Source organism: Sporosarcina sp. SAFN-015 (genome assembly GCF_051966875.1).
In the GTDB taxonomy this organism is placed as follows: Bacteria; Bacillota; Bacilli; order Bacillales_A; family Planococcaceae; genus Sporosarcina.
Genome location: NZ_JBQCKP010000004.1, coordinates 59,606 through 79,259 on the forward strand (window position 1 = coordinate 59,606; position 19,654 = coordinate 79,259).

Below are 19,654 nucleotides of genomic sequence, written 5' to 3' on the forward strand. Positions count from 1 at the left end.
CGAGACGCTTCCATTGCCAACTATTCATTTAATACGAATAAAAAGGTGTTTTTTTATATCAAAACATCCATCTTTCCCTCTCGCTTCACAAGACAATAAATAATAATGAAGCTTACAATAATCATGCTGCCGTAAGATATAACGGCTAGCCATTCGGGATTCCAGATAAGAATCATATACGGTAATAAACGATTCAGTCCGAATATAAGGAATCCTACAATGAACGGGATTTGAATGCCGATTAAGGACACCAAATTTGGAACTACATTTGAAAAACTCATGGAAAGAGTGACGAATATAAATCCGATCAAGTAAATTGCAGCAATACAAAGCATGATAAATTGAAAGAATGTCGGATCGTACCAAGATTGATTGCCAATAAAAGTGTTGACACGCACATTAAAAAACATAGATGTATCATTCGACGAATACAAGACGAAATAGACAGCCAACAAACCAGTAACAATAGTGAATGTGGCGATATATCCGGCCAAGAGTTTCGTCTTGAAAAGATTCCTTCCCTTTTTGGACGTGTACTGCAACGGAAGCAGCCCTCTTGAACGGTCCCTCAAAATAGTTGGCGAAGTAACTAACACAACGCTGAACAGAATAGCAACACCGACATTGACAATGAAGTCCTGAAAATTAGTAATTACCAATTCAGGATATATGTCGAATTTCTCTTTTACAATCAATTCTTCATAACGGGCTCTCTGGCTATCAGAAAGCATATCAGGAATATCTTCTCTATGGTTATAAAATTCCATCAACCTTTCAAACTCTTGCAACTCCCAAAAGAGATCTATTTTATTATAGAAAACAACATCATCTCGAAGATTGCGCGCTTCTTGGGATGCATTATCCCAATCATATGCTTGGAATTTTTCATATGTATCTATCCCCTCTGCAATAAAATCCTCTCTAGTTTCCAAATATCGATTTGTTTCTTCCACTTTTTCCGCGTACATGTTACTAAAGTCAGTAAACTCATTTTCATCCATCGTCACACCATATTTCTCTACCATTTCAACTCCGATGTTATACGAATAAACCGCGCTGCCGTTCGGGAAATGCTTGATATCAAATTCAATCAATAAAAAATATAGCACGCTATTGATAAACAACAACAATAGCATCGTTTTCCACGTGAAAATTTTCTTCAATTCATTCCATAAAATTATCATTGCTGCACCTCCTCATGAAATATCAATCTTACTGAAACGTTTATACGACATATAACAAACTGCAATCGTAATCATCATCCAACAGCTTATGGTCATCCATTCGAAGTTTTGAAATAGGATCAATCCGCTGCTTCCCATGAACGAAGATGTAACTGCCAAGAGTATAGTCGGCAATGTATACGCAGAGACGAATAACAAGATTGAAGACTTTGGAATAAAGCTTGGTAATAGCCATACAAGGACGAATAATGCTGTGACCAAAAAGAAAGTAATGTAGCTGTTTTTCACCGCAACTGAACATGCAAATGTCAAACCTGAAAATAGCAGTAGCGAGATGAAAACAAGTACAATCACACCGATTAAAAAGGTCCCTACGGTTAGATCCCACCAAGCTACATACGGAAAATTATATTCCCAGTTGAATGCGCTGCTGATGGATGTTTGCCATACATGCGTGTAATCAAAAACAGTGAAAAACGTTCCAAGTGTTAGCGAGAATAGGAAGACTGCAATAGATGCAGCCATTGCCAAAGAAGCCAGAAGCTTGTTCTTCATCAGCTCTCTGCCGCGTTTCGTGGTGAATGCAACTAAATGCGTCTTGTTTTCAAACTCAAACGTCGTAATCATTGCTGTCGTCAAGGCAATTAATAGAAGAGATTCGATAATGATATGCAGAAAGACCGTCTTAAAAAGAAAGGTATGCATGAAATATGCTTTTCCCGCGAAAAACCATTGCTTATGTTCCCCGTTGTTCACCATTTCCTCGAATCGTTCAGAGAACTGCTTGTTTTCATTCAGAAATATTTCGGCAGCTTTGCCACTAAGGCCGTACCGCTCAATCTCTATTTCGGCAAATTTTCGTATGTCAATTTCTTCATAGCTATCATCTATTGAATTTGCCATGTTCAAATACATTTCTTTCAGTTGCAGCTGGTGAAAAAACTCCCATTGTTCTTCGCTATACTTCTCTTGATCCTCAAATCGCAATCCGTCCAAAAAATCATAAATGCTGCTGAATTGCTGTCCCGTGATATCCATTAACTTTACGAGATCAAGTTGGATATCCTTTTCGAATTGATTCAATGAAGTGTCTGTAATATCCATGCCGTATTGAGCAATGATTTCATTCGTCATCTTCAATTCTTCTTTATGGTCGGACGAACTTATGATGATAAATAGATTAAAAGCAGAAAATACGATGAGCAGTGCAATCAATATAGGCGATGACAGTGCCTTCTTACATTCATGGAAGATAATTCGCATCATACTTCCCCTTCGATTTCATCACGGTATTCGTAAAGGAAAACATCCTCCAGCTGTGGCGCCACTGGCTTCCATTCAGGCTCGGGCACGCCTTTATGAATGAACCGGACAATCATCTTGCCATACTCTTGCTTCTCGGTAAGAAGGACATATTTCTTCCGGAATACATCCATCAGTTCAAAATCAACGGTTGTTTCAAACACATTGCCTTTCAAAGTTGAACAAATATCCTCAACAGAATCCTTATAATACAACTGTTTGTTTTTGATCATTATAATTTCATTCGCAATCGATTCTATATCCGATACGATATGGGTAGATATAATAACGAGTCTGTCACGAGCAAGTTCAGTGAGTAAATGACGGAATCGCGCCCTTTCTTTCGGATCAAGGCCAGCTGTCGGCTCGTCCAAAATCAGGATTTCCGGGTCGTTCAGCAATGCTTGTGCAATGCCGACGCGTTGTATCATTCCACCCGAAAATTTCTTCATTTTTTTATTCACTACATCACCCAAAGCGACTTTTTCCATCAGCTCCTCGATTTTTTTGAGTGCCTCTTTTTTGCCGATTCCTTTCAATGCCGCTAAATATAACATATATTGCTTTGGCGAATAATTTTTGTAATAGCCGAATTGCTGTGGCAAATATCCTAACAGTTCACGATAATTCTCGTCCATCTCGAGGATGTTTTTCCCGTTATAATGGATTTCCCCTTCGCTCGGCGTAATCAAAGTCGCCAACATTTTGATTAGCGTCGTTTTCCCCGCACCATTCGGAGCAAGCAATCCATATAGACCTGTGTTGAATTCCAAATTGATATTTTGCAATGCGGTAAAATCCCCATAACGCTTGCTCACATCTTTCACGACTAACATATTAAAATACCCCTTCCGTCTGTTTGAAAATGATTAGTTTTTTTAAGTAGTTCATATACAAGATCAGACAACCAATTAGAACGACTGCGTAAATGAATACTGGAATATGGAGGAGCATGCCATTGTAATACTCGTTATTGACTGATCTCAAGATGTTGTTTCCGAGTAGCCATACAGTAATCGTCACGATGACAATTCCTTTTGTCCTCCGGTTCATGAGGGCGATCGAAAGAATGATGGAGAACAGGAATAGTGATGTACCGGAAATCATGAATGCTCGTAAGAAGTGAATTTCTTCATATTTCATGACAATGAGAGCAATCGCAAGCGTATTCAGAATCATTGTCGAAACGCTAAACGCCAGCATCCGGAAGGCAATGACTTGATAGACGTTGTATTTACAAGCCATTTCCACGTCATAGGTGGCATTTTGTGTTTTATTCATGTACGTATAGATTGAAAAGGCAAGGAACAGAATTGGTGATAAAAGGAAAATATAGGCATACAGATTTTGTACATCACCATGAATTGGCATGATGAGAAATAGGCTGTATAATCCGATGGCAATCATTGCAATGAAGCTCAGCTCCAATCGGTCAGATAACAGATGCCGCCATCCGACTTGTTGAACCATTGATTGCAAATAGGAAATGAACGTTTCCTTCTTCACTAAGCCTTGAAAGACAATTTGACTGATCTGCCTTTCAATGGTGCTGTCATCTGGTATCGGGATATGTAATTTATCTCTCTTCAATGTTCGCCGCCTCCATTTCTTTACGGATCCACTTCAGTGCTACGTAGTATCTCGTTTTGACAGTTGATAAGGGGATGGCTTCAATGGCCGCAATCTCCTTTAACGTATAGCCGCCAAATAGCTTGAGACGAATAACTTGTTGAGAATGTGCATCAAGTCGATTCACCACTGCATTAACAAATTCGAATTGTTCTTTGTGTTCAATCTCGATTTCCAAATTGTATTCATCTTCAACTTCCTGATGAATGTCTTCAATTGGCTGCGTAAATTGTGCATATCGATAGTGCTTAGAGCGGAAATAATCGACTATTCGGTTAGAGGCTATTCTGTATAGCCACGTCCTGAACGATGCTTTTTTCGGGTCGTATGCATGAATAGATTGCAAGACAGTGATGAATAACTCTTGCGTTACATCTAAGGACAGATCCGGATCGAGCGTCTGCTTGTAATGAAAAGCATACATTTCCTTATAATATTTTGAGACTAGATTATTTGCCGCAGACTCACTGGCATTCTTCTTTATCTGTTTGATCCAGCGTAGGTCGTTATCCATTCATTGATCACATGCTTTCCGATATCTTTGCCTATAAGTATATTCGTATTTTCTTTGGAAAAGGTTTTAAGTTTTTATGAGAATAAAAAAAGGATTCCCTCGTGGAGAATCCTTTCACTCATTTATGAGCTTTTCGTTCGATTTATGCGTGAGCTGGTTATGCTTTTTTCGGCCTTATCAATGGTAGCAATGAGTCGGATAGCAAGTGCAATTCATGCATTGGTCTTGTCATCGCTACGTACAAAAGCTTCCGATCGATCGGATGGTCGCGGAATGGTTCATCGAACGCGGCGATGATGACGGCGTCGAATTCAAGGCCTTTTGATAAATGGCTTGGCACGATTAACAAGCAGTCGCCGTTTATGTCGGAGTCCTCGCCTAACAATTGGACAGGTAAGCCGGCTTTTTCAAGTTGCTTATAAATAGCCCCCGCCTCTTTCCTTGTTTTACAAATTAAAGCGATCGATCGATGTCCCCTGCTTTTAATCGCTTCATGAATTTCATTCACCTTTGAAGCATCGAGTGTTTGCATTTCGTAAAACTCCGGCTCTCTTCCGTGGCGGACAACCGGTTCGACAAGCGGAAGATCCTCTTCCATCTGCTCCAGAACCTTGTTTGCCAACTGCATAATTTCGATTGTCGTCCGGTAGCTTTTTTGCAATGTTGTATACGTGGCCCGCGGGAACATTTCCTTCACAGGTTCCCATGATGTCAATGCCCTGTAACTATGGATTCCTTGTGCCATGTCCCCGACCATCGTGAACATATCCGTTTCTAATCCGTCTTGCAGTGCTGCCAGCTGGAATTCGCTGTAGTCTTGCACTTCATCAATGAAGACGACTCGCATTTTCCATTTATCCGTCACACCTTTCAACTTGGCGTGGAGAAAATAGAGAGCTGCCAGGTCTTCCGTCTCCCATGCATCACTAACGTGCGCGGCAAAAAAAGCATCCCTTTCCGAATCGGACCAGTGGCATGCCAGTTCTTTATGTAATTGAGGTTTTGTTAACCAATCCCTGTACAGTTTTTTAATATTAAACTTATTAAATCTCTTCATGTAAGTGGAAACGGTTTTCTTCCCTTCCTTTTCAATAGAAGGAAGCCGTTCGTCACGCTCATCCATAACCCTTGTAATACGTGCCTTCCGCTTCACATCATCACGTATACCATACAACGCTTTATCGAGCGCTTCTTCATATTTGTCGGATAAGAGCTTATACAGCTGTTTTCGCTTTCGGTTCACTTCACTCTGCATAATGAGCTTAATACGTTCGATCCTTTTTTCAAGAGGCATATATTTGAAGTCTTCTAGGAATAACTTCTTCAAACGGCTTGCGCGCATAATTCGGTATTTTTCAATATAGACATCTTCAAAGAGGGCTGCTGTTTCTTGTTCCAGCTTATTAACATACCTTTGCATGATTTCACGATAGTGAAGCGTTCCTTTCATGCGGGCAATGAAAAGTTGTTCTTCATCTACCGATGCAGCTGCGGTCAACAGCTCCAGCTTTTTATTCGGGTCAGTTAATTTCAACTTCAGACCTGTAGCGTCAAGTACATACTCGGCGAATGTCGTTTGGCATATTCGCCCGACTCCCAACTCTGGCAGCACTTCTCCGATATATTCCATGAACAATCGGCTAGGTGCCAAAATCATCAGCTTCTCTGAAGGGAAATCGGTGCCCATCGTATAAAGGAAATAGGAGATCCGGTGAAGGGCGATCGTCGTCTTCCCACTGCCCGCAGCGCCTTGAACGATGATCGGCTGTTTCAGATTTGCCCTAATGATTTCGTTTTGCTCTGCTTGGATGGTTGAAACAATTTCCGTTAAACGGACATCTGCTTTCCCTGATAGTGCTTCCTGAAGCAGTTCATCATTCGTCGTTAAATCAATATCAAGGACGTCCAGCAATTCTCCTTCTTCGATTTTGTACTGCCGTTTCGAAAAAAGATGTCCACTAATTTCTTCATCCCGCACTTTATACGTCAAGTCTCCTAATCTTCCATCATAGTAAACATTTGCGACAGGCGACCGCCAATCGACGATGATTGGTTCTTGGGTTTCCTGATGAAAGACGGATGTTTTTCCAATATAGAGGAATTCATCCTTTTCCCCTTCAGTCTGGAAATGAATGCGAGCGAAATAAGGCTTTTGCTGAATCGCTTCGAGCCCTTCCTTCTGGGAACGGGCCATTTCAAAAAATCGGGTGTTCGTCAAAATATTGATGTAGCTTAAACTAGAATCCAAATAGTCCAAGTCGGCCATCGCATGTCGGATTTCATCTTGCGAGGATTGCACATCACGCATCGACTCTTCCAAGAGCTTTTGCATATAGTGCTTCGTGTAGTCAAGGCGCTGCAATTCGAACTCAAAATCGGGATGTTTCTGCATAGACAGTCCTCCGTTTTGCGTATTTTGCGTCCTGCTCTTCTAGGTGAGATGTTGGGGTTAAAATGAAACAGAAATTGATTGTACCATTATGGAATGTTTTAGGCAATATGATTTATTCAGAATCATTATAATCATACTTCACGTTAATTAAAAAAAGCCCCGTTTTGAAAAACGGGGACATACCAGTTCTATACAAATGTTCTTACATAGACAATTCAACAGGGAAAAACTCGGTCCGTTGCTGTTCACGCTTGTCGAGCATAATTTGATCCGGTTTAATGCCTTGCTCACGTAGCACTTCGATATTCTGCACGAGAAATTCGTCGCTGCCGACAATATAGAAGAGGCCTTCCTTGTCTGCAGCAAGATTTTTCACTTCTTCATAATAATCTTTACGATTATCAACGAACTGGACAGTGAACTTCTTATCAGCTGCAGGTGCAAACACATCAGGGAACAAGAAATCTTTTGTTGAATCAATGTTCAGGGAATGGATTTGATTGACGTTATCAGCACGGTCGAAATAATCGAGTACAAGCGGTCTAAAAGTTGCCAATCCGACTCCTGAAGAGAGGAGGTACACATTTTTGTCTTCTCTTTTTAGCGGAACATTCGAATGGATTTTAAATATGGCAACTTCATCTCCAATTTTATGATTTCTTAACGTCGATTTAAATTCAGAACACTGCTCTTTAATGCGTGTTGTTATGCCGATCGAGTTTTCATGCGGCAGCGTAGAGATGGACATGTGACGGATCAAGCTGCGGTTTGGTTTATCCCCAGCATTAAAGCCTTCCAGTGCCAAGTGGATGTGGGAACCTTCTTCCCATGTAAGGCCATCCGGACAGTCTAGCAAGTACGTTTTAACCTCAGGCGCTTCTTCAATTATCTCTTTTATTTTTGTCCAATAGATTTGCATATTATCTATTCCCCTTTTTCAATTTTTCGTATTCTTACTATCCACTATACAGCAAGTGATAATGATTATCAATTTCAATCATTTGATAAGAGAGCAGCACATTCATGAAATAAAAAATCTCCACGCCTTTTGTTTGGCGTGGAGATTTTATCACACTGTAAAACGTCCCATATCGTTTTGCAGTTTTTCTGCTACTCCGGAAAGTGTTTGTGCACTTGAAGCGATTTCTTGGTTGGAAGCTAGTTGTTCTTCTGTTGCCGCACTCGTGGACTGAGCCTCGGCAGACGATTGAATTGCTAGTTCTTGCACTTTTTTCGAGCTTTCCATCACTTGCTCGCTCATCGTGCGGATATGTTCGATAGCGGTAGAAACTGTTTGGACTTTGTCGCTGACATCCTGAGACGCCATTTCAATTCGATCGAACACCGCATGAGCCTGCTCTGTGATATTAACTCCGTCTCGCACACGGTCGTTTCCGGCTTCTGCACTTTCAACAGCCCTTGAAACGTTTTGAATAACTGCTTCAATCATCCGTCCGATTTCTTCGGCAGAATCCTTCGATTGCTCGGCAAGGTTTCGGACTTCATTCGCGACAACAGCGAAGCCTTTGCCTTGTTCTCCAGCTCGTGCCGCTTCAATCGCAGCATTCAGCGCTAGTAAATTCGTTTGCTCGGCAATTCCTGTAATAAGACCTGTTACATTTCGGATATTTTCCGAATGGACGGACAAGTCGGTAATGATACTTGCAGAGTTTCGGATTGATGCTGATATGCTGGACATCTGATCTGTTACATCTTTCATAAGATTCGCGCCTTCTCCCACAAGGCGGGACACTTCATCTGAAGATGCAAGCATCGATTCATTGTTATTTGTAATTTGATTTATACCATTTGTCATTTCAGCCATCGCTTGAGAAGAATCGTTGACAAGGTTAACTTGCATATCACTTGCAAGCAAATTCTTTTCGGCGATTTCAGCTACCATTTCGGAAGCAGCAAGGCTTTCTTCGGAACTTGCTGTTAATTGCTCCGCTTGGGCCGCCAATTGATGTGATGTATCCCTACTGCTCATAATGGCACTGCGTAAATCAGACTTCATCTCATTGAAAGCTGTTGCCATTTCACCTATTTCATCACGATTTTTAATATGTAAAGGCTCTAAAGCTAAATTTCCTTGTGCCAGTTGCTTTAAAGCGACTGTCATCTTTGTAACTGGCTTTGTGATACTTTTACTAATAATATACGCAATGATCATACTTAGAATTGCTACTAATCCAAGAAGGCCGATAATGAAAATGCCAGTTGATTTTAATCTTTTATCAATCATTTTTTCAACATCAACCATCTGCTCGTGTTGGCGAGAAATCAATTTATCCGCCTTATTTATTATAAGTGACTGATAGGGCTCCGCTTCTTCGGCATACATTAGCGCTTCATCATCCTTGGCGTTATTAAAAGCGGCAATTGCTTTTTCAGAGAGATTATTATATTGTTCAGATGCGATTTTTAATTCATTGAGCAACGTAATGCTTTCTTCTGTGTGAAGTGAAGATTCAATTTCATTCACTATTTCATCAGTTGTTTCAAGCAGTTCCTTGCGATTCTTCAAGTATTTTGTTTCTTTATAAAGTAAATAGCCCCGCAAATCATTTGAAAGCTCTTTTTGATTGGTTGATAGCTGTTCTAATAAGATAACTTTTTCCATCTGGTCATCAATAAGCGACCTATACTTCCCCGCAATGTCTGGAATGGTCAAATAATTTAAAACACCTGAAATGACCATCAAAACTAATAGTAATAAAAAACCTGTCCACAACTTTTTACTTACTGAATATCTCATTGTTTTCCTCCTATAATAGTAGCCTTCCATATTATAAACTACTATCTTTTACTCGTATAGACATAGGTAGATAGAATGTAAAAATCAGTCGGAAGTACCCTGACATATTAATTTATAATGAACATGATGATAATAATAGTCTTTTTTAACTAAAAAAACCGTACCGAGCCATTCCACTCTGTACGGTTTCACTTCAATTATTTTTTTTTCGGAATTTCACTTTCCACGATAATTCGTCTTTTTCCAAGCCGATGCCTATCCATCCGTCATTCAATAAATACTGCTGCTTCATCACATCGGACATATCCACCTTGACAGTGAGTGAACCTGTTTTACTATCTTCACAAAGCTTTTTCATCAATGTATATCTAAGTAGATTTCCATATTTCTTTTCTAATTTAATTATGTGCATATGTAATGCAAACTTATCTTTTAAGCTTGCAATATTGAAAGGGGCTACAGTGGCGAATACATATCGATGACGATCTCTGTCAACTTGCTTTATAAGAAGTTCGCCAAGAATTTGCTGGAGGCTGTTCCCTCTATAATCCGGGTCCACATTTGTCACTTCCGAATACAATGCGAAAGGCAGTTCAGACTCCGGCAAGCCAGCATCTCTCCCTAAATGATGTTCGTCAATTTCCGGTTCGAGCATCGCTCTGAACGCGACGAGACGGTCATCATGCATAGCCCCGATCATTGAGCCATTGCCGTTCAATATGTAACGGAATTCCTCGTCGGACAAAGGTTGCAAAAAAGAAGTGACTTCCAAGGAAGCAATCACTCTTTCCTGCAATTCCTTAATTACCGGAAGGTCGCTCAGAGCCAATTCTCTAATCGTCACCTGTTGGCCATTTCGTAAGATTATTTCTTTCTTCATCCAACCACCTTCTCCGAAAAGACAGTCAGTTTTTCCAAGACAGCATCATCAACATCTACACCCAGACCCGGCTTTTCAGTCAAACGAATGAAAGGAACGTCATATTTCAAGTTTCCGATATCTTCGCTGAACTTCAATGGCCCAGTCAATTCGACGCTTGTCATGATTTTTTTAGAAAAGGCAACGTGGAATCCAGCTGCTGAACCGACTGACGATTCAACCATTGAGCCGACTTGACATTCGATTCCCGCCATTTCAGCCATATGGGCAAGTTTCATTGCCGGATAAATACCGCCGCATTTCATCAATTTAATGTTCACTTTATCTGCGGCACGTTTAGCGATGATTTCCCTCATTTCACGATTTCCGCGCAAGCCTTCATCAATCATGATAGGCACGGACGTTTTCGTTTTTATCTCCACCATTGCGTCGATATCATCCGCTTTCACCGGCTGTTCCAACCAATCGAGCGAACAATTTTCAAGTTTTCGTAACGCTTGCAACGTCGCCGAGCTGTTTACCCATCCTTGATTTACATCAATGCGGATGGCGATTGACTCACCAACCTGTTCGCGGACAGCTTGAATTCGTTTCACATCTTCCAGTACATCGGTGCCGACTTTCATTTTTAACGAACGATATCCTTCTTGGACGCGCTGTTCCGCTTCTTTGGCCATATGTTCCGGTGTACCGATGCTCAGTACGTGTGTGATTGGGAATTCATCATGGTACCTCCCGCCTAACAAATCATAGACAGGAACACCTAACGCTTTTCCGACAGCGTCGTAGCAAGCTATATCAATTGCGGCTTTCGCTGCAGGCACACCATAAATTTCCGCGTCCATACGCTCGTGAATCTTTTCCATATGGGCAGGATTCATGCCGATGAGCTTCGGCGCAAGCGTATTTTTGAGGACAGCATATGTACTTTCCCAACTTTCCCCTGTGACATGCTCATCTGCCACTGACTCGCCATATCCGACAATATCATTATCTGTTGTCAGTTTGACGATGATGGAAGGCATTGTGTCGTATCTTGCGTAGCTTATAATGAACGGTTCATGTAAAGGCAGGTTGATTGCATATATTTCGATTTCTTTAATTTTCAAGATGTGTCTTCCTTTCACAATGGCAATTGTTTTTTATTATTGTATCATTGTCAGGATTTCGATGAAAGAATGGACTAGGCAGGGGTTTGCTTTGGACGCGTGACGACTTGCTTTGGACGAAGAGTGATTGACTTTGGACGCGCGACGGCTTCCTTTGGACGTGGAGTAGCTGACTTTGGACGCGCGACGACTTGCTTTGGACGAAGAGTGAATGACTTTGGACGCGCGACGGCTTCCTTTGGACGTGGAGTGAACGATTTTGGACGCGCGACGGCTTCCTTTGGACGTGGAGTGAACGATTTTGGACGCGCGACGGCTTGCTTTAAACAAAAACGGCAGGAAGCAATCTCCCGCCGTTTTACTTTCAATTATTCATTCTTCGTGGCTGAACTGCCATTCGATGCCAAATTGGTCTTTCAACGAGCCGTAGCTTTTGCTCCAAAACGTTTCCTGAAGATCCATCACTACAGTTCCGTCTTGCTTTAACTTATCAAAGGCATTTTTGATTAGCTCGACATCATTGCTGACAAAGGCAAGGCTGACATTGTTTCCTTCGATAAAAGGAGAACCTGGAAAAGTATCAGAGAACATGACTCTGCTTCCATTAATATTCAACCTTGTATGCATAACCAAGTTTTTAGCTTCTTCAGGCAGTTGATAATCAGGATGTTGTGGAGTCTCACCAAATGTCATAATTTCAGGTTTCTCCGTATTGAAGACCTCCGCATAATACTCGACCGCTTGCCTGCAATTTCCATTGAAATTCAAATAGACTTCTACTGCCATTGCCATTACCCCTTCCCTAATATTCATTCAATTCAGTTTACCATGTACAAGCCCTCTTGCAAATCGATAATGAATCAAAATGGAAACAATATCGGAATAGCGATCATCATAACGACAAGCATGATGAATTGAAGCGGCACGCCAATTTTTACAAAGTCTTTGAATTGGTAGCCGCCAGCAGTCATGACGAGCGCATTCGTCGGTGAGGCGACTGGAGTTGAGAATGCCATGCTTGCCCCGACCGCGACTGCAATGAGAAACGGATAAGGACTGACGCCAATGCTGAGGGCAGCGCTTAATCCAATCGGCGCAAACAAGACAGCTGTCGCGGTATTACTAATGAATTGACCAAAAGTCATTGTCAATAGGAAGATTCCCCCTAGCACGCCCAATGGTCCGAGTCCGCCGAGCAATTGGATGATTCCTTCTGAAAGCAACACCATTCCGCCTGTATTTTCAAGCGCGGTTGCCATCGGAAGCATAGCTCCGATAAGGATGATACTTTCCCAGTTGATTTGCCCGTATGCGTCATCCATATTCCGTACGCAACCTGTTAAAATCATTAGTGTAGCGCCAATCAATACAGAAATGACTGCCGGAAACACTTCAAACACCATGAGCAGAACCATTAAAATCATAATGGCACCCGCGATCGACGCCTTCCCGCTCGCAGCCGCCATGCTTGCATGTTCCTTCGGCTGGCCGATGACGACAACGTTATTCGTTTCACGTGAAAGCAATTCGATCGAATCCCAAGATCCTTGAACGAGAAGGGCATCTCCAAACCGGAGTTTTTGCTTCGACATATCTTTCACGACATACTCACCTTGACGGTTGATGCCTAGAATATTCAAATTGTACTTTTCGCGGAAGTTGATTGTTCGGAGCGTCTCATTTATTAACTTTGAATGCGGAGTAAGCAGCACTTCCGCGATGCCGAGCTGCTTCGAAACGAGCTCATCCGTCTCAGACGTACCTCGTTCCATCGCCAGCCCGTAATCTTCGATGAATTGTTCCACATTATCGGCCGATCCTTGCACGTAAAGTCGGTCCTTCGGCTGAATAATGCTGTTTGGCCCCGCCATCTCTTGATAGGTCATCGGCAATAAATTCAGACCTTCCTTCGATTTCCTACTTATTTTTAAAATACATAACTTATACGTCGCAGGGATCTTCAATTGAGCGAGCCGCTTCCCAATCATTTCAGACCCTTCTGGAATTTTTACTACATACAAGTTTCCTCCAAGCTTATAGTCAGCCGCCAATTGCTTCGTCGATAGCTTTTGAGCCTGATTGGAATTGGACGCCTTCTTCCCTTTCGGCAGCAATGAATTTCGGATCGAATACAAATAAATGAGGCCGATGATAACCCCGATGACACCGATTGGGGTGATTTGAAAAAAGCCAAGTTTCTCATACCCATTATCAACAAGCATTTGACTGATGATCAAATTGGGCGGTGATGCAATAAGCGTGAGCAATCCTGAGAAGCTTGCCATATAGGAAAGCGGAATCAAATACTTTGACGGGCTGCTGTTAATACTGATGGCAATACTAATGACAATTGGCAGCATAAGGGCGACTGTTCCTGTATTGCTCATGAATGCGCCCACTGAAGCGACAATGACCAAGAGGAGAATGAACAGCCGTTCCTCACTATCACCTGAATACCGCAATAATAATGTACCGGCCATTTGTGCTAGCCCAGTCCGCAAAATACCGGCTCCTATTACAAATAGGGCAGCAATCATAATGACGACTGAGTTGGAGAAACCGGATAACGCTTCTACGGGCGTTAAGATACCCGTCAGAACGAAAGCGAGCAAGGCGAGAATCGCGACGAGATCCGCGCGTATTTTATTCGTCATGAATAAAACGACCGTAATTCCTAAAATGATGAATGTAAGCGTGAGTTGCACAGGCACCTCGTTCCTTTCTTCATATCATTACAACCATTGTAGTATAGAAAGAAAACAAGCACCGACCGGTAACGTACATTTACGTGAACAATTTTATTCGGTCAACTTTCTATCCCCACGGGGGCACTTCTTCTTATCGAAAGATATGGCCTTCCTTCATCCCATCGAATTTTAACGTGAACGTTGTATGTTTCTGTCAGCAATTCATCCGTCATTACATCCTCTTTCTTTCCGGATGCCACAATCCTTCCTTCTTTTAAAAGAAGGACATGGGTAATGTCTTCGACCAATTCCTCGACGTGGTGCGACACATAGACGAGATGACAGTCATTTTTCGTAACAACTTGCAACGTATGTAAAAATTGCTCCCTTGATAATATATCTAAACCGGAACATGGTTCATCCATAATGAGCATTCGTGGTTTATTCATGAGTGCTCTAGCAATTAAAATCCGACGTTTTTCACCTTCTGAAAGCGAGTTAATGCGCTTTCCTCTTAAGTAGGATAACCGGAAATCATGCAACAGCTCGTCCGCTCTTTCCCAATCAACAGGGGATGGATGCTCATACAAGCCGAAACTCGCAAACTTACCACTAATGATAACTCGCTCGACCGTGTCATTTTGAAACATTTGCGCGAATCGCTCCAACGAACTGCTTACAAAGCCGATCTCTTTTCGTAGTTCCGGTAGGTTCGTTTCACCAAATCGGTTACCTAGAACGTGAACCTCTCCTTCAGTCGGAAATTGATGTGCGGATATAATATTGAGAAGCGACGTTTTACCGGAACCATTCAACCCTAAAATCGCCCAGTGCTCATTCTCCCTGATCGTCCAATCGATATTTGTAAGAATCTCCTTATCGCCTCTGCGAAACATTACTTTCTCCATGTCAATTACGTTTTGCATTGTACGTCACTCACTTCCATAGTTTTATTGAAAAACGGCAGATCCTGTTCGATCCACCGTTCCATTTATTCGTCTATCGGCTTAAAATTCACGAGAGAGATTCCCGTAATCCTAATCTTTTGCCCTTCTGTCAATTTCACGCGGCTTTTTGATCCGGTCTCAATGCCACCAATTACTTCATAAAGGACAGGTTCCTTCCCCTCTTCGTGAAGTTCCAAATATCCGAGACCGTACTCACTGCCAAATATATATTCACCAGCTTCAATATCTAGTCCTACTTCCCAAATACCTGCATTTAAGTCAGTAGACAGCTGTGTCGGTATCGGTACGAAACTGACGTAATCATACCCACCATCCGCAAAAACAGTATATGTACCGTCAATATCGACTGTTAAACTGCCGACTCCCGCTGAATGTCCTAGTATTTCACGAATGACAAGATCTCCGTTTTTATCATAAATAAAAATGTTTCCTACTGGATATCCCGTGATTGAATATCTCCCCGGTTGAAGAGTAACCTTGACTCCTTCTTTCGTATAGACCTCGCTTTCAACCTGTTCAGCGTTTTCGTTGCTACGATCCACTGTCGTGTAAATTGCCGGGTTCACTTTTCCGATCAATGCATCCTTTTCAGGACCAACAATTTCAAAGTTCTTCTCATAAGGAATTAACTTTTCGGGTTCCGATTTTTGTAAAGGATGACATGCCGACAGGATCAGTAGGCATGAGGCAATTAAAATCGTTGGACCTGTCTTGCCGCCTAACAATTGGAACCATTTCTGCATAGTGTTTTTCATAATACTCCACCGTTCCTTATTTTCCATTGAGGTCGCATCCTTTGCCATCTTATCAGTTTGATGGTAATGCGACTTCCCCTTTTCGGATGTATAGAAGTTTATTCCGCCCGTACAGAATAGCTACGGCTAGCAGATTGAGACCTACTAACCAACGAAAAGAATGTTTGAAGTCCAATTTTTCATTGCCGAATTCCATAGCTGCTTCCCCATTCAAAACGGAGCTAATGTCGATAAATTTCAATGGATATAGCCAATTGAATTTCACATCCGCGACACTCATTACATCGGGCAGCAGTAAAATGACAAGCATCGCCAAAATGGTCGCGTATAAATTCTTCGTCATGACATTGATGAGAACAAATACGAGCAACAGGAATAAGGCAATTAACGCAAATGCGATGAACATGTAAGTTAAATACCTAATTGTCGATACCGCAATGTAATCCATGTCTTGATAAATAAGAATAGGCGTGGTGAAGTTTCCCCATTCCGTTTTTTGGGCAACATAATAACCACCGATCAGTACGCCAAGACCTAGGAATAACATAACTTGGACTAGATGGATAGCAACCTTGCTGCTTACCTTTTGCATAAAGGATATCGGAAAGCCTCCAACAACTGATCGATGTCGCTGGTCATTCAACAACATACTGCTTCCGATTATTAATACGAAAATACAAAATAGCAAACCGCTGATCATGCTCAATGCAACGGGCAAATAATTGCTGGCTACGAATGGATTTGGCACTAGCGGCAATTTATGTACTTTGTAATAGCGCAAAATCGCCAATTCTTTTTGAATGACATTCTTTGGAATCACATAGTTAGGATGGATTCCTTTGTTTCCCAACTCATGTAATTCGAGGCGCAATTCGTTCAATTTAATGCCATCTTCAATATATTTGTCATAATCGTCTTTCTTCCATAAATAAAACCTTTGCATATTAATCAATGAAGATTGTTGGGTCAAGTTGGTATAGATTGCTTCTCCTTCTGCCGTCTCCCGCAATTCCTCAGGAAACGCATTAAACACTGTATGGAAATGCTGTGCTTCCTCGTTTTTGAGTCTCTGCATATCTTTAATGTCAATTTGACTGTATTGGGAGTAGTACAAAGGGAAAAACAGGATGAGACCAATTCCAAGCAACCAGTTTTTCCGATTATGGAGCAATAGTTTTGTTTCAAATAATAAATACTTCCAAAACATAATTGTATCCTTCCTCGTTCATATTTTTCACTCAAAATAGAAACGTCGTTTATTAATGATCTTTGAAAGTGCGAATAGCACAAGTTCAATAACAGCAATCGTTACTAGCAATACGATAATACCTTTCGTATATGTAATCGTCTCTGTATTTAATAGAAAGTTCTTATCCCCGTTTACAATTTTACCGAAATCAAAATACGTTTGAGGAAAGAAACTAATATCTTTTCCGAAAATCTCTCTTGTCGTTCTTGAAACGAATAGGCGGTCTGAGAAGAGAATTAAACTGCTGACTAGCAAGACGAGCCATTCATTTTTAAACAGAAGACCTAAAATGACGTTCAATCGGATAAAGAGGAAGATTAATAGAGGAACGACTATTAGTGTTTTTCCTAAAAAGACTGCAATTGAAATGACATCATAATCTTCGAATGTAAAAGTTTCTTGTGCGATCATGATGGGAACATGTAAATCGAAATAACCAAAGCCGAATTGCACACTCATCACGACAACCCCTGCAACAAGGATTCCGATAATAACGAGCAACGAATAGAAGAATGCGGATAGTGATTTCAAGTTCAATTGGCGATACCAGGATAGAGGAACGCCTTGCAATACCGATCGATTTTTGCGGTCTCTCGATAACATATCACTGCTGAAAAAGATTGCACAAAATAAGATAAATAGTATCCCATTCGTCTGTAGGAACTTTTGCAATGCTTGCAACCCTGTCTTTTCATACATCAAACCATATGTAATAGGATAGTCATTCGTTAAATAATCTTCATATCGCATCATCGTTTGCTTATATAAATGAGAGCGATCTTTCCCTGGGTATGGAGATAGCGCAAAAAGGTTTTCATCTGACGTATATTCATATTCATTTCCTAATAGGGAAAAGTTCCTTAAATAAAGCAACCGTGGATAGTTGTTATCCTCATACGCTGTAAGCATTGCGTGATTCAGTTTGTAATAGTATGCATTATAGGCATAGACAGGCATGCCTGTCATCTTGATAATGCCCGTATTTCCCTTTGCTTCCCTTAATTCTTGTTCCACTTCTAGATCTATTAAATAGCTTCTAACTTCGTCAGGCTTATATGTTTCTTTTGTCTCTTCGTTCGGCAGCAAAATAATACAATAGCTCAGCAATAATACACTGATGAACAAAAGAAAAGGTATATTACGCCTGCTTCTGCCTGTTATAAGAAATTCATGCTTCAAATAATTACGGTTCATCCCAGCTTCCCCTTTTGGTCGTTAAGTATTAAGAAAAAAGTGCCTAAAGGCAAGGCATTTTCCATTGCTCCGCTTTACTATTAAACATTTTTGGAATAATACTTATCATAGTATTCCACTGTACCCAAAGGCCCGACCGTCATTTCTTTTTCGTTATAATCGAGCATCCGCTCAATCCACTTTGTTTGTTCGGACTCGCTCATCCCCTTAAGAGGGATGCATAATAAGTGTTTCGCTATATAGATGTAGCCTTGCGGAAGTGCAACTTTTTCTTTCAATGCTTCGTATTGGTCCGGAGTTACTTCAATCTTCAGGAACACATCGTTTTCACCTGTAAATCTATGTTCATGGACAAACTTTCCGTCTTTCAGGAATAGGACCCTATCCGCATATAGATCCAAGTTGGATAGTAAATGGGATGCGACAAAGATAAGCTTATCCTTTTTCATTTCCATTAAGCATTCTGAAATTAACGCTACATTATCTACATCCAGTCCATTCATCACCTCATCCATTAGCATGACCGGCGTATCAGCGGCCATCATCATAGCAAAGCATAGACGTTGTCGCATTCCTAATGAATACGTACGTACTTTCCGTTTAACATAATTGCCCATATGAAGTCGCTCAATTACTGTAGGTACATGCTTCGATGAACCTTTCCACATGTTTGCATATAATTTCAAATGATCCACTCCGGATAGTTCCTCGAACAGATCTTTCTGTTCAGGAAACGTGCACAACTGCTTATGGATCAATAACTCCTCTTTTTCATTTCGGTATGCGTATTTACCATCAAACAGCACATGTCCCGAATCGGGCTTCACAAAGTTTGCCATAACATTAAACATTGTAGATTTCCCCGTACCATTAGGAGCCGCCACCCCAATGATCTCTCCTATATTTGCAGTTAAGTCCAATTTATCGAGAACAGCTCTATCATTATACGTAATTGACACATTTGATAATTTCAGCATTTGTTTTTCCGCCTTTCAGTTTGTTCTTACAACCGCTTTCCCCCGACGAAAGTTCA

At 41.2% G+C, this 19,654-nt stretch carries 18 protein-coding genes; all 18 read right to left on the reverse strand.

The window, feature by feature from the left end:
• Window positions 1–53: 53 nt before the first annotated feature.
• Window positions 54–1,184, reverse strand: coding sequence for a hypothetical protein (locus ACTHPA_RS08445; RefSeq protein WP_440499730.1), 1,131 nt, complete (start codon window positions 1,182–1,184; stop codon window positions 54–56).
• 12 nt (window positions 1,185–1,196) lie between these two features.
• Window positions 1,197–2,447 (reverse strand): hypothetical protein, encoded by a 1,251-nt coding sequence (locus tag ACTHPA_RS08450; RefSeq protein WP_440499731.1) that lies wholly within the window; start codon window positions 2,445–2,447, stop codon window positions 1,197–1,199.
• A complete protein-coding gene (locus ACTHPA_RS08455; RefSeq protein ID WP_440499732.1) occupies window positions 2,447–3,322 on the reverse strand; it encodes an ABC transporter ATP-binding protein in 876 nt (291 codons plus the stop codon). Before ACTHPA_RS08455 ends, ACTHPA_RS08450 begins: the two co-directional genes overlap by 1 nt.
• Window position 3,323: 1 nt before the next feature.
• Window positions 3,324–4,076, reverse strand: a complete 753-nt coding sequence (locus ACTHPA_RS08460) for a hypothetical protein (RefSeq protein ID WP_440499733.1) — start codon at window positions 4,074–4,076, stop codon at window positions 3,324–3,326.
• Window positions 4,063–4,629, reverse strand: a complete 567-nt coding sequence (locus ACTHPA_RS08465; protein WP_440499734.1) for an RNA polymerase sigma factor — start codon at window positions 4,627–4,629, stop codon at window positions 4,063–4,065. The genes ACTHPA_RS08460 and ACTHPA_RS08465 overlap by 14 nt, the downstream gene beginning before the upstream one ends.
• A gap of 157 nt (window positions 4,630–4,786) precedes the next feature.
• A complete protein-coding gene (gene helD / locus ACTHPA_RS08470) occupies window positions 4,787–7,021 on the reverse strand; it encodes an RNA polymerase recycling motor HelD (RefSeq protein WP_440499735.1) in 2,235 nt (744 codons plus the stop codon).
• A gap of 202 nt (window positions 7,022–7,223) precedes the next feature.
• Entirely contained in the window at window positions 7,224–7,940 is a 717-nt protein-coding gene (locus ACTHPA_RS08475; RefSeq protein WP_440499736.1) for a ferredoxin--NADP reductase, read from the reverse strand.
• Window positions 7,941–8,090: 150 nt separating this feature from the next.
• A complete protein-coding gene (locus tag ACTHPA_RS08480) occupies window positions 8,091–9,779 on the reverse strand; it encodes a methyl-accepting chemotaxis protein (RefSeq protein ID WP_440499737.1) in 1,689 nt (562 codons plus the stop codon).
• A gap of 193 nt (window positions 9,780–9,972) precedes the next feature.
• A complete protein-coding gene (locus ACTHPA_RS08485; RefSeq protein WP_440499738.1) occupies window positions 9,973–10,659 on the reverse strand; it encodes an N-acetyltransferase family protein in 687 nt (228 codons plus the stop codon).
• The gene (locus tag ACTHPA_RS08490; protein ID WP_440499739.1) at window positions 10,656–11,768 is read right to left on the reverse strand and encodes a mandelate racemase/muconate lactonizing enzyme family protein; all 1,113 of its coding nucleotides are present in this window, start codon (window positions 11,766–11,768) and stop codon (window positions 10,656–10,658) included. The genes ACTHPA_RS08485 and ACTHPA_RS08490 overlap by 4 nt, the downstream gene beginning before the upstream one ends.
• Before the next feature lie 74 nt (window positions 11,769–11,842).
• Window positions 11,843–12,136: a hypothetical protein gene (locus ACTHPA_RS08495; protein ID WP_440499740.1), complete on the reverse strand. Its 294-nt coding sequence runs from the start codon at window positions 12,134–12,136 to the stop codon at window positions 11,843–11,845.
• A 4-nt stretch (window positions 12,137–12,140) separates the two neighbouring features.
• Window positions 12,141–12,554, reverse strand: coding sequence for a VOC family protein (locus ACTHPA_RS08500; protein WP_440499741.1), 414 nt, complete (start codon window positions 12,552–12,554; stop codon window positions 12,141–12,143).
• Between the two features lie 74 nt (window positions 12,555–12,628).
• Window positions 12,629–14,479 carry an SLC13 family permease gene (locus ACTHPA_RS08505; RefSeq protein ID WP_440499742.1) on the reverse strand — a complete coding sequence of 617 codons (1,851 nt, stop codon included), beginning with the start codon at window positions 14,477–14,479 and terminating at the stop codon, window positions 12,629–12,631.
• Window positions 14,480–14,574: 95 nt separating this feature from the next.
• Window positions 14,575–15,381, reverse strand: coding sequence for an ABC transporter ATP-binding protein (locus ACTHPA_RS08510; protein WP_440499743.1), 807 nt, complete (start codon window positions 15,379–15,381; stop codon window positions 14,575–14,577).
• Window positions 15,382–15,446: 65 nt separating this feature from the next.
• Window positions 15,447–16,205 carry a hypothetical protein gene (locus ACTHPA_RS08515; protein ID WP_440499744.1) on the reverse strand — a complete coding sequence of 253 codons (759 nt, stop codon included), beginning with the start codon at window positions 16,203–16,205 and terminating at the stop codon, window positions 15,447–15,449.
• A gap of 25 nt (window positions 16,206–16,230) precedes the next feature.
• Window positions 16,231–17,385 (reverse strand): hypothetical protein, encoded by a 1,155-nt coding sequence (locus ACTHPA_RS08520; protein WP_440499745.1) that lies wholly within the window; start codon window positions 17,383–17,385, stop codon window positions 16,231–16,233.
• 27 nt (window positions 17,386–17,412) lie between these two features.
• On the reverse strand, window positions 17,413–18,621 hold the full coding sequence (locus ACTHPA_RS08525) for a hypothetical protein (RefSeq protein ID WP_440499746.1): 1,209 nt from the start codon (window positions 18,619–18,621) through the stop codon (window positions 17,413–17,415).
• An 80-nt stretch (window positions 18,622–18,701) separates the two neighbouring features.
• The gene (locus ACTHPA_RS08530) at window positions 18,702–19,598 is read right to left on the reverse strand and encodes an ATP-binding cassette domain-containing protein (protein WP_440499747.1); all 897 of its coding nucleotides are present in this window, start codon (window positions 19,596–19,598) and stop codon (window positions 18,702–18,704) included.
• Window positions 19,599–19,654: the final 56 nt, after the last annotated feature.